A 10,152-nucleotide genomic window follows, 5' to 3' on the forward strand; every position below is an offset into this window, starting at 1 on the left:
ATCGAGAAGCGATCGCTGTCCCTAAAACTTCAATAATTTCTAGTAATTCCTCACGTGCAATAGCGCCGGAGGAACTCATCTGTGTCGTTTGCTGTGTCGTAAATTGTGTTGTCTGTGTTGTGTTGTCTAAAATATTAGCGTTATCAGTGCTTTCTAGATGTGTTGTAACTGAGGTAACAGGTGTGTAGTGTTTGAGGCTTCCACCATTTTTAAGGTGCTGATCTAGGTCGTCCAATTTCTGGATCATTGGTTCGGTTGCGTAGGCTTTCCCGTCGTCATCTTTGGGTAATTTTAGTCCGACAGCTGAAATACGAGAGTAGAGGGATTTACGAGATTGAAGCTTATAGCGTTGCCGAAGGCACTCGCTCCGCGAGACCGCACAATTCTTTTACATTCATGGTGTGTTGTTTTCAGGATACAGGTGTGTCGTCTTCAGGTAACAGTGTATAGTGAAAGACTTGACAGAGACAGTAACTTATATGTTACTCTTGAACCTAAGATGAAAGTTCAAGAATATATTAGAGAGGATGGCTCAAGTCCCTATGAGAAATGGTTTAACAGTCTTGATGTTCAAGCGGAGGCCAAAGTAACAGTTGCTTTGTCTCGTTTAGAGTTAGGTAATACGTCAAATATTAAGTGGATTAATGGAATTGGAGAATACAGAATCAACTGGGGTCCTGGATATCGAATTTACCTAGTAATGGAAGGAAAACAACTCATAATTTTATTTGGTGGTGGAACAAAAAAGAGTCAACCATCTGATATCAAACAAGCCAAAAAGTTATACCAAGAGTACAAAAAGCGAAAACAACAGGAGAAAAAAAAGAGGTAATTATTATGGCCTTAACTAGAGATTATATTGAAACAGTTAATAAGAGAGTCAAACAAGATCCTGAATTGGCTAAAGCCTTGCTTGATGAAGCTACATCTCTTTTTCTTAATGGGGAGCCAGAGACGGCCAGACTTATATTGAGAGATTTAGTAAATTCAACAATAGGGTTTGAAGAACTGGCCAATCAAACATCTAAACCCAGTAAAAGTCTTCATCGAATGCTATCAGCTAAAGGGAATCCGACAATGGATAATTTAACAGCTATTTACTCTGTTCTGTGTAAAGAGTTAAATGTTTATATTGGAGTGACAATAAATTCAAGTTCAGAACAAGAGCATCAATTATCAAGTGTTTAGTTTTATCTAGTAATGGCTCCTAAGCTATCTCAAATTATGGAACAAATTCCCCCCTCACGTCAAAAGAAAATTGAAGGACGAGCGGATGAACTCATTGCCAAACAAGCTACAATTTGCCAATGGGGTCCCTATTATTCTTCAGATAAAGACTTTCCTAAATAAAGCTCATGGTTTTTCGTCCAGTCGGAAATATCACTATCTATAGCCCCTATAAACTCCTCTACGGGGTCATCTTCTGTATTTTTAATCATGGTTTGTAAATATTCAATCATTAATTCTTCTGGCTTTTTTCCCGTTTGATTGGCCTTTTCTAATAGAGGATCATATAAATGATCAGGAATATTTAAAGTAACAGAATGAGTCATATTTAATTACCATTATCATTCAATGGCTTCAGGGGACTAATCAAATTAAGCGGGCATTAATCGCGAATCAGATGATTGTATGATTTAATAGGACGTGAGAAGCGTATCTTGCACGAGCTATTATGTTCCATCTCTAAATTGAGGAGTTAACCTGCCCTTGGTTTTATGATAGCATATATGCTATCATAAGTCCATGACTACCAAAATTGTCGTGGATACGAGCGTTTTTGTGAGTTCGCTGATTGGAACTATGGGGCCCAGTCGTGAACTAATTCGATGTTGTTTGAGGGGTGAATATCAGCCGTTGATGGGCAATGCTCTGTTTTGCGAGTATGAATCTGTTATTAATCGAGAAGAGATAAAAGCTAAATGTCCTCTGACTTCTTCAGAAATAGAGGTGTTATTCCAAGCTTTTTTGAGTGTTAGTCAATGGGTTAATATTTACTTTTTATGGCGACCTAATTTAACGGATGAAGCTGACAACCACTTAATCGAATTAGCAATGGCTGGAAACGCTTCATCTATTGTTACCAATAATCTTAAAGATTTTCAAAATCCTGATTTATTATTTCCGAATTTATCAATTGTAAGACCCGAACAAATCATTAGGAGTTAACTAAAATGGCGACTTTGACAATTCGTTTACCCGATGATAAGCACTACCGATTAAAGGAGCTGGCCCAAGCGAGGGGCATCAGTGTCAACAAGTTAATTGAAGAACTGTCGACCATTGCTTTAGCTGAATTTGATGCCGAAAGTCGATTTAGAGCAATGGCAGCCAAGGGAAGTCCAGAAGAGGGTTTGAAAATCTTGGAAAAACTTGATTCCCTAACAAAATAATTATGGTTAGCCTCATTGATTGCGATCTACAGTCTTCCGAAAATCTCAAATTAACCGCACCCATACCTGTGACCCTGCATCCAGCGAGCGTATATTTATCGGGGTTATCAGAAGGTAGTCGTCGCACTATCCGCTATTCTCTTAATACTATAGCGTCGTTATTAACGAATGGGGATTGTGATGCGGATACGTTAGATTGGTCTATGCTGCGCTACCACCATACGGCTGCTGTCAGGGTGGCTTTGTTACAAAAGTTGGCTCCGGTGACGGCTAATAAGATGCTGTCGGCGTTGCGACGGGTGTTATTAGAGGCTTATCGTTTGGGGCTGATGGCTGCTGATGATTATCAAAAAGCGGTTGATTTTCCCAATATTCAAGCCGAACCGGAGTTAAGGGGGCGATCTCTTGATTCAGAGGAAATTAGGGCGTTGTTGGGGACTTGTGGAGAGGAGAGTGCGATGGATATCAGGGATGCAGCGATTATGGTGATGCTACGGGGGACGGGAATACGACGCTCTGAGTTGGTGAAACTGGAATTAAGGGATTTTGAGGAGAGTACAGGGGAAGTGTTGGTGCGTAAGGGGAAACAGGGGAAGACTCGACGGGTTTATTTGCCCTTAGAGGCGATTTCGTATATTCAGCGATGGTTAGGGGTGCGAGGGGAAGAGTCCGGGTGTTTGTTTTGTCGTATCCATCGGGGGGGACATTTAAAGTTAGGCCAGATGCACTCGGATACGGTCTGGCGTATTATACAGAAACGGGCAAAAATGGCGGGGATTGAGTCGTTTTCGCCCCATGATTTCAGGCGAACGTTTTGTAGTGATTTATTGGATGCAGGGGTTGATATTGTCACAGTGCAGAAGTTGGCCGGTCATAGTTCTCCGGTGACGACGGCGAAGTATGATCGGCGGGGTGAGGAGACGAAACGACGGGCTGTTCAAGTTTTATCGATTTAGGGGTAGAACTATTCAAAACCCTCTCACCAAAATGAAGAAAACCAAACCCTTCAGATGAGCTTACCCTGCTATTTGAGCCTTTTTGTATCAGATAATCCTAATTTTTGGGCGATCGCCAGTCTGTCTATGTTGAGTCCTGGGTATGGGGGTGGGGGGGATAAAGACAAAATAGACTTTATTCTTGGAGCGTTATCTGTAGCCGGACTTTAGGAAATTGGTATTAGTTCTTCCTTCTCCCATGAGCCATGTGCTTATCTTTGTACTAGGATAGTGGCGGTCACGCTCCGCGTGTGCGAAAGCATCTACGAAAAATAATAATTTTTGTAAATTTATTGCTCAAAAATAAGGACGAGATGTCCACTAATTACTTATTCTGACTAAAGATTGCTTCGTCAAGCAATTAAAGACAACTTTAAAATGTTAAGCTTTTTTATTTAGGAGAAAGTTAATGGGAAATTTGGCTCGTTCAGCAACCCTTGGTCTGGATGCCTTTGAAGTAGCCCCTTTGGAAATGCGTCCCTTACAGACTGAAGACGACTTGCAAACCATAATTAGGGCTGTTTACAAGCAGGTCTTGGGAAATGAGCATTTAATGGAAGAACAACGCTTAGCAAGTGCTGAAGCACTTCTGCGCGGTGGTGATATTCCCGTTCGTCAGTTTGTCAGACTGGTGGCCAAATCTGAGTTATATAAGTCGCTTTTTTTCTACGCTTGTCCTCCATATCGCTTTATTGAACTGAATTTCAAGCATTTATTAGGTCGTGCGCCTCAATCTCAAGCAGAAATCACCGAACACGTTGAAATTTATTATGAACAGGGATATGATGCCGAGATTGACTCTTATCTCGATAGCGAAGAATATAGTTTCAGCTTTGGGGAAGATATCGTTCCTTATCCTCGTCATATTCGGTCGCAGGTTGGTCTCAACAATAACAGCTTCAATCGGATGTTTTCTGTATTAAGAGGTTCCGCTACCAGCGACAGAGATAACAGTGCTAAATTAATTAGTTCTTTGGCATCTAATTTAGCGACTCCAATTCAACCACTTGCTATGGGGAATGGTGCTAACTATGGCAATACTGGTAAGCGTTTTAAGATTACTTATTCTGCTTCCAAAGACTTTGCTCGCATGCAAAAATTAAGTAACAAACAAATTACTGTCAGCTTTAATTGTATGTCAAAAGCTTTTCAGTCTATTCATAATGCAGGTGGTAGTATTCTCAGCATTACTGAAGCACTTTAATTTAAAAAGCTTTTTCGTAACCACTAAATCTCCTCTACACCCTTAAAATTACTGAATTGAAATTAACAAAAGATTGAGTTTTTTAAGGGTAAGACGCTAGTGACTAATATTCTATTGGGTTTTGACATTTTTTTTGCGTTTTTGGGTTAATTAATCAACATAATTTGAGGTTTTATATTATGTCAACAATGACAACAGTAGGCATTCCACAAATGAGTGATTATTCAGGTCGTATTGTGGAGATTACAGTCACAGGTGTTTGTCGCCAAGATGTTAAGCGAGTTAGTTCTTACACTATGAAAGTTCCCCATAGTCGTATGAATGAGGCCATGCGAGAAATCTATCTTTTAGGGGGTAAAGTGTCTGATGTTAAAGTGTTATAATTTTTAACTTATTCATCAGTTAACTTGATTTTGTGTGCAACTTTTTTTGACTCATGATGACCATAAGTTTTCCTGTTTCAAAGAAAGTTGCATAGCTAGAAAAAACTCATTCATTATAACGACTTCAAGGTTAGATCTTTTTTTATGTCTAAACAACAACTCATGGATTTTGTTGTTTTTTACATACCAGAAAAGGTGAAGTTACTGGGAGAGCGTTTCATTGATTCTACCCAGATAGAAGTCTGTCATCCCTGTCGCAGTAAGTTATATCGAGTTTTTGAAGAGTTCTACTCTCTTGGTGCGCGTTCCCTCGACACTGAACTTATCTTCCTTTGAATAAGCCAATCGGAGTCATTATAACAAAGGGTTTTCCCACTGGAATCACCCAAATGCTCTAAGGCTAATAAACAAGCATACTTTAATTTCCAAACTTTACTTTCTAGACCAACTTTTAAATGGGGAATCGCTTGCTTGTCACCTAAATAACCTAAAGAAATAGCAGCAGCAATTCTTGATTTTACAAATTTATCTCCTAAATTAAGTAAAGTATCGATAAAAAGCTCATAAGCCGGTTCATATTTTAACCAACCAAATAGTTTAATAATATGGTAGTGCGCTCCATAATCTTCTTGAGCGTTTTTGTCAAAGGATTGTTTTAAAATATCTCCTTCCTGGGGATAGAACTCAAGCATGGCTTTACTGGCCAAATAACAATAGCCAAAATTAGTATTATAGAGGTCTTCAATAACTCTCTCTAAAGTGGGTTCTTCAGTGTATTTATAAGCCATTTTCAGGTCTTGGGGATGATCCCAAATAGCTAAATCAAAACTTAACTCTACCTCAGAAAAATCAAAATTGTCCTTTTCTTGTGCCTTATTTGCTAAAAATCTCATTCCCCGAAGCCGTAGAGACTGGGAAACAGGAGCAACGGCTATATTAGAAATAGCAGCATCATATTCTAAATCCATCAGGTCTTGAATCGCTCCTCGTCGAGCATGAATATTTTTATCATTCAAGAAATGGATAATGCGATGGACTTGGGTATTATCTCCTGACAACTTGCTCTTAGCAGTTATGGCAGCACAGGCGATCGCCGAATCTTCTGACTCTGTAAAGGGAGCAATTCTGTCTAATGCTGGTTGGTAATTGAGTTTTGCTAGAGTTTGAATGATAACTCGATAAATTTGCCCTTCTTTGTTTAATAAATGAGCAATTTCTTCAAGAATATCCAGGTCAGATGAGCCAATTTCCCCGATCGCCCAAACCGTATTTTCTACCATATAGCGATCATTATCTGCCAAAAAAGGCCGCATGACTTCAATCGCATCAGCAACTTTTAAACGTCCCAATGATTCGATAGCTTTGCGTTGTGCTTGACGATTTTCTCTTGCAGGGTGAGGATCTTGTAAAACTTTGATGAGTGCTGCGATAGAGCGTTCAGTGGGAAAGTTAACTAAATGTGCTGCTGCGAGATAACGATGATATTTTTCTTTGAGTTGTTCTACTGGTGTTTCTAGAAGTTCAATGGCTTTTTCTTCTGTTAAACCAGGAAATAAATTTAGAAAAGGACTATTCATGTTTACATTGAGGATTTGAGGAGTAGTACAATATCGATATAACCTTGTTTTTGAGCCATCATTAATGCTGTATAACCATGCTCATCTTGAATATTAATATCTGCTCCCTGTTTGAGTAAAACCTGTACAGTATCTCTATGGCCATGGGCTGCTGCCATCATCAATGCAGTCCAATCATGTTTATCTTGAGCATTAATGTCTGCTTTATATTTGAGTAAGATTTTGACGGCTTCTGTCTGTCCTAATGATCCGGCTGCTTGTAATGGAGTGACACCATATTTATCTCTCTCATTTACCTGAGAATTCTTTTCCAGTAAAACTTGTAATGTTAAGGTTTGTCCTTCTCGCGCAGCCCACATCAATGCAGTTCTACCAAAAAGAGCATCTTTGTGATCGATATCAACAACTTTCTCCAGTAATAAACTTAAAGTCTTAGTATCACCCCTCTTAGCTGCTTCTATTAATTGATTGTTCATCTGGACAGTCATGATTTGCTCTAATTTGCAATTTAATTAGTTATTGTTTAGGAGATTTTTGCAATGATCGTAATTCGACTCATAACCCTCTTCCGTCACTCTGGGGCAAGACCAGATAAAAGTTAAACTCTGTACCGCTTTCTGAATAAGCTGTCCGGCGATCGCTCACTAATAGAAATAAAAAATTTTAGTTTTTATCAGAAAAAAGTTAGCGATCGCTTATTATCAAAGGGTTGTGGGACTTAGAAATAACAGGGGGTTTCCGAAAGTGACGGAAGAGGGTTAAGCCAAGAACCGATTTTCGGCAAAAAAGAACTATCTAACGCTATTTAGACCCATATTGTACATATTTTTGTTTGAAGGTTTTTCCTTTATTGGGTTGATATTATTGCGTTGCTCCAGCATCCTTGAGAATTTGCTGCATTTCTTTGAGATTAAGTTTGGTAGCATATTTCAATGGGGTGTATCCCCAATCATTGATAGCATTAACATCAGCCCCTTGTTCAATCAACAATTTCACTATCTCCTGATAGTTACGAGACACAGAACGCATGATAGGGGTGGCATTTTCTTTGTCCTTAACGTTAACATCAGCCCCTCGATCTACTAAAGATTGAACAACTTCTAAATCCCCATCTTTAGTGGCCTGTAACAGTTCTTCATTAAGCTTGTCTATAGAATCCATCTTTATCCCTTCAAACACTCACCTGACAATTCTAAGGAACTCTAAGCATTACACTGAACCAATTAGATAAAGCATCCTGCGCAGAGTTCCCTAAAAAGAATTAATTCAACTCAATTAAATTGATAGCAATGTCTCTAGGACATGGAGTTGATTAAATAGTCGATATATCCAGTTAATTCTGTGGCAGCTTGAGCAGACATATCGCGAGGAACACAGATACGATCTCTTACTTTAGTGAAGGCAGCTACATAAGCAGCAGTATTAATTCCTAAAGCACGGTAAACTTCACGCGCTCCAGCAATACCCCATTCGTCAAGAGGTCCAGTACCACCAACAACTAAACAATAATTGATTAACCGTAAGTAGGTAATCACATCCCGCATACACTTGTCTTTGCGAACTTCAGGAGGACAGTTTTTACTAATTCCTTCGGGAAATTCGGCATAAACTGCATCAACGGCTTCTTTAGCAACCGCTTCGTAATTACCAGCAAGCTTATCCGCAGCTTCTAGACGCGCTTCAGCCCGTTGAATATTACCAGCAATGGACTCTAAATCAGAACCGCTAGGATAACGACCTGCGGTATCTGCTGCTGCAATAGTGGTGGTTAACACTGATTTCATGACTAATCGTTTCTCCTATTTTCCAATTTTCAATTAATGTCATTCAAGATCAAGCATCAGCTTGATTAAAAGTTATCTAAACAGTCAAAACTAGCTAATAGTTGATGTTACTGCATCAAAATAACTAGCAACTTCTGAAGCCAAAGTAGCGCAATCACCTTCAGTTACGGTCATTTTACGCTGAGAAGCTGTATTATTAACAAAGGCAACCGCAGCCGCTTTCATAATGTTGACAGCACGAACCACACTAGCTGTAGGAACACCCAAAGCTGCGTAAGTTTCTTTTAAACCGTTTAAGCAACGATCATTAAGAACTGAAGCATCTCCTGCTAAAACGGCATAGGTGATGTAACGGAGAATGATGTCACCATCTCGGAGACAAGCAGCCATTTTACGGTTGGTATAGATACTACCACCTGGTTCTGTTAAACCAGAGTTTTCACAAACAATACCAGCTACAGCATCAGAGACAATACAGCTAGAGTTACTGGCGATAAAGTTGGCAGCATCTAGACGACGGTTGCCCAAAGAAATGAAATTTTTTAGTTCATCTAGGTCACTACCACCTATAAATTTACCACTAGTGTCTGAGGTGGCTACTTTTCTGGAAAAAGCATCGAACATTTCTTACTCCTTGTCTTTAGACAAAATTTTATGAATAGTCTATAAAATATGAAATAATGGAAGGGTTCTCTTAGTCCTTTTTATGAGAAATAATGTAACAAAAATTTAAATTTTGGGGATTGACTTAAACTTATGATGCTCAATTCTTCCGAGAAATTTCCTACTTCTGATGCAACAGAACATTTCGTCGAACAAATTAATGAACAACTTAGCCAGGGGATTTTTGATGCCGAAAACTCTCAATTATTAGAGGGAATGGTGGAAGCCTTAGCCGATAAAAGAGGATTGGTGAGATTGAGCTTAGTAGAAGCCTTTGGCAAAATAGGTCAGCCAGCAGTCTCTTTCTTGGTAGAAGCTCTCACCCATCATAGTAATCCCGTAGTGCGTCGCTCGTCAGCAAAAGCCTTAGCTAAAATTCGCCAACCCGATACAATTTCTCATTTGATAGGTGCGATGGTCAAAGATGAGGATACAGTGGTCAGAAGTTCAGCAACAGGGGCTTTAGCTGGGATTGGTTCTGCCGCACTTCCTGCTTTATTGGAAGTTATTGCTGGGGAATATCCTGAACCAGTTAAAGGTCAAGCTACTTGGGCGATAGCCCGCGCAGGGGTTGAGGCAGTGGAACCTTTACATCTTGCCCTCAAATCTGACAAGACAGACATACGCCTAGCTGCTTTAGAAGGGATTGCTAAGATTGCTGAAGAACATGGAGATAAGTTATCCCAAAATGCGATTCTCTCAGTTCTTCAAGATGATGATCTCGAAGTGCGACTCGAAGCCATTGCTAGTTTGAGCAGATTTCCTTCCCAAGTGGCTTTACCAAAATTAATTCCTCTCTTAGAGGATGATAATCTAGAGGTCGCACAAAGAGCGATTCTCGCTTTGGGAAAATTAGGAAAACCTGAAGTTTTACCAATATTACAAGCAAAGTTAGCGGAAAAACGAGAAGGGATTGCACAATTTGTCAAAATAGCTATTTCTCAAATAGAAAAGCTAAACACCGATTAAATTTATAAAACTCACATCTTGCACCAAGAAAAGTTGATATGAGAATCGATAGCTAAAACCCTTATTTGATGAGGGTTTGCATTAATTCTCTTTCAAAATTAGAGAACAATAATCAGATGTGAGTAAAACAAACCTGGTTCTAACGGTTTCAGTTGAAGCGTGGTTGTGGTACAATTTACTTCAA

Annotated in this window: 15 protein-coding genes and 1 pseudogene; 9 read left to right on the forward strand and 7 right to left on the reverse strand. The window is 39.4% G+C overall.

Features of this window, described 5'->3' with window-relative positions; genetic code table 11:
- A pseudogene (locus tag P9B04_RS07960) lies at nt 1–247 on the reverse strand (hypothetical protein); the annotation flags it as partial.
- A 252-nt stretch (nt 248–499) separates the two neighbouring features.
- Between P9B04_RS07960 and P9B04_RS07965 the strand changes: the two are divergent.
- Complete coding sequence (locus P9B04_RS07965) at nt 500–832, forward strand: type II toxin-antitoxin system RelE/ParE family toxin (RefSeq protein ID WP_342054460.1); 333 nt, start codon at nt 500–502, stop codon at nt 830–832.
- Nucleotides 833–837: 5 nt separating this feature from the next.
- Nucleotides 838–1,188: a helix-turn-helix domain-containing transcriptional regulator gene (locus P9B04_RS07970; RefSeq protein ID WP_342054461.1), complete on the forward strand. Its 351-nt coding sequence runs from the start codon at nt 838–840 to the stop codon at nt 1,186–1,188.
- 131 nt (nt 1,189–1,319) lie between these two features.
- On the opposite strand, the gene P9B04_RS07975 is transcribed toward P9B04_RS07970, so the two are convergent.
- Nucleotides 1,320–1,553 carry a hypothetical protein gene (locus tag P9B04_RS07975; RefSeq protein ID WP_342054462.1) on the reverse strand — a complete coding sequence of 78 codons (234 nt, stop codon included), beginning with the start codon at nt 1,551–1,553 and terminating at the stop codon, nt 1,320–1,322.
- 193 nt (nt 1,554–1,746) lie between these two features.
- On the opposite strand from P9B04_RS07975, the gene P9B04_RS07980 reads away from it, so the two are divergent.
- From P9B04_RS07980 to P9B04_RS08005, 6 genes are all read left to right on the forward strand, one after another.
- On the forward strand, nt 1,747–2,169 hold the full coding sequence (locus P9B04_RS07980; RefSeq protein WP_342054463.1) for a putative toxin-antitoxin system toxin component, PIN family: 423 nt from the start codon (nt 1,747–1,749) through the stop codon (nt 2,167–2,169).
- Nucleotides 2,170–2,174: 5 nt separating this feature from the next.
- On the forward strand, nt 2,175–2,393 hold the full coding sequence (locus P9B04_RS07985; RefSeq protein WP_342054464.1) for a toxin-antitoxin system HicB family antitoxin: 219 nt from the start codon (nt 2,175–2,177) through the stop codon (nt 2,391–2,393).
- Between the two features lie 2 nt (nt 2,394–2,395).
- The gene (locus P9B04_RS07990; protein ID WP_342054465.1) at nt 2,396–3,349 is read left to right on the forward strand and encodes a tyrosine-type recombinase/integrase; all 954 of its coding nucleotides are present in this window, start codon (nt 2,396–2,398) and stop codon (nt 3,347–3,349) included.
- 54 nt (nt 3,350–3,403) lie between these two features.
- Entirely contained in the window at nt 3,404–3,559 is a 156-nt protein-coding gene (locus P9B04_RS07995) for a hypothetical protein (protein WP_342054466.1), read from the forward strand.
- A 238-nt stretch (nt 3,560–3,797) separates the two neighbouring features.
- Nucleotides 3,798–4,592 carry a phycobilisome rod-core linker polypeptide gene (locus P9B04_RS08000; protein ID WP_342054467.1) on the forward strand — a complete coding sequence of 265 codons (795 nt, stop codon included), beginning with the start codon at nt 3,798–3,800 and terminating at the stop codon, nt 4,590–4,592.
- A gap of 179 nt (nt 4,593–4,771) precedes the next feature.
- Complete coding sequence (locus P9B04_RS08005; protein WP_342054468.1) at nt 4,772–4,975, forward strand: phycobilisome linker polypeptide; 204 nt, start codon at nt 4,772–4,774, stop codon at nt 4,973–4,975.
- Between the two features lie 287 nt (nt 4,976–5,262).
- Here P9B04_RS08005 and P9B04_RS08010 read toward each other — a convergent pair whose 3' ends face one another.
- From P9B04_RS08010 to P9B04_RS08030, 5 genes are all read right to left on the reverse strand, one after another.
- Nucleotides 5,263–6,552, reverse strand: a complete 1,290-nt coding sequence (locus P9B04_RS08010; RefSeq protein WP_342054469.1) for a HEAT repeat domain-containing protein — start codon at nt 6,550–6,552, stop codon at nt 5,263–5,265.
- A 2-nt stretch (nt 6,553–6,554) separates the two neighbouring features.
- Nucleotides 6,555–7,028: an ankyrin repeat domain-containing protein gene (locus P9B04_RS08015; RefSeq protein WP_342054470.1), complete on the reverse strand. Its 474-nt coding sequence runs from the start codon at nt 7,026–7,028 to the stop codon at nt 6,555–6,557.
- 385 nt (nt 7,029–7,413) lie between these two features.
- Nucleotides 7,414–7,713: an ankyrin repeat domain-containing protein gene (locus P9B04_RS08020; RefSeq protein WP_342054471.1), complete on the reverse strand. Its 300-nt coding sequence runs from the start codon at nt 7,711–7,713 to the stop codon at nt 7,414–7,416.
- 134 nt (nt 7,714–7,847) lie between these two features.
- Nucleotides 7,848–8,336: a bleomycin hydrolase gene (locus P9B04_RS08025; RefSeq protein WP_342054472.1), complete on the reverse strand. Its 489-nt coding sequence runs from the start codon at nt 8,334–8,336 to the stop codon at nt 7,848–7,850.
- A 90-nt stretch (nt 8,337–8,426) separates the two neighbouring features.
- On the reverse strand, nt 8,427–8,960 hold the full coding sequence (locus P9B04_RS08030) for a phycocyanin subunit beta (protein WP_342054473.1): 534 nt from the start codon (nt 8,958–8,960) through the stop codon (nt 8,427–8,429).
- Between the two features lie 132 nt (nt 8,961–9,092).
- Here P9B04_RS08030 and P9B04_RS08035 point away from each other — a divergent pair, with 132 nt between their 5' ends.
- Nucleotides 9,093–9,968, forward strand: a complete 876-nt coding sequence (locus tag P9B04_RS08035; RefSeq protein ID WP_342054474.1) for a HEAT repeat domain-containing protein — start codon at nt 9,093–9,095, stop codon at nt 9,966–9,968.
- The last annotated feature ends 184 nt before the right edge of the window (nt 9,969–10,152 follow it).

It is taken from the genome of Crocosphaera sp. Alani8 (genome assembly GCF_038442745.1).
Taxonomy (GTDB): Bacteria; Cyanobacteriota; Cyanobacteriia; order Cyanobacteriales; family Microcystaceae; genus Crocosphaera.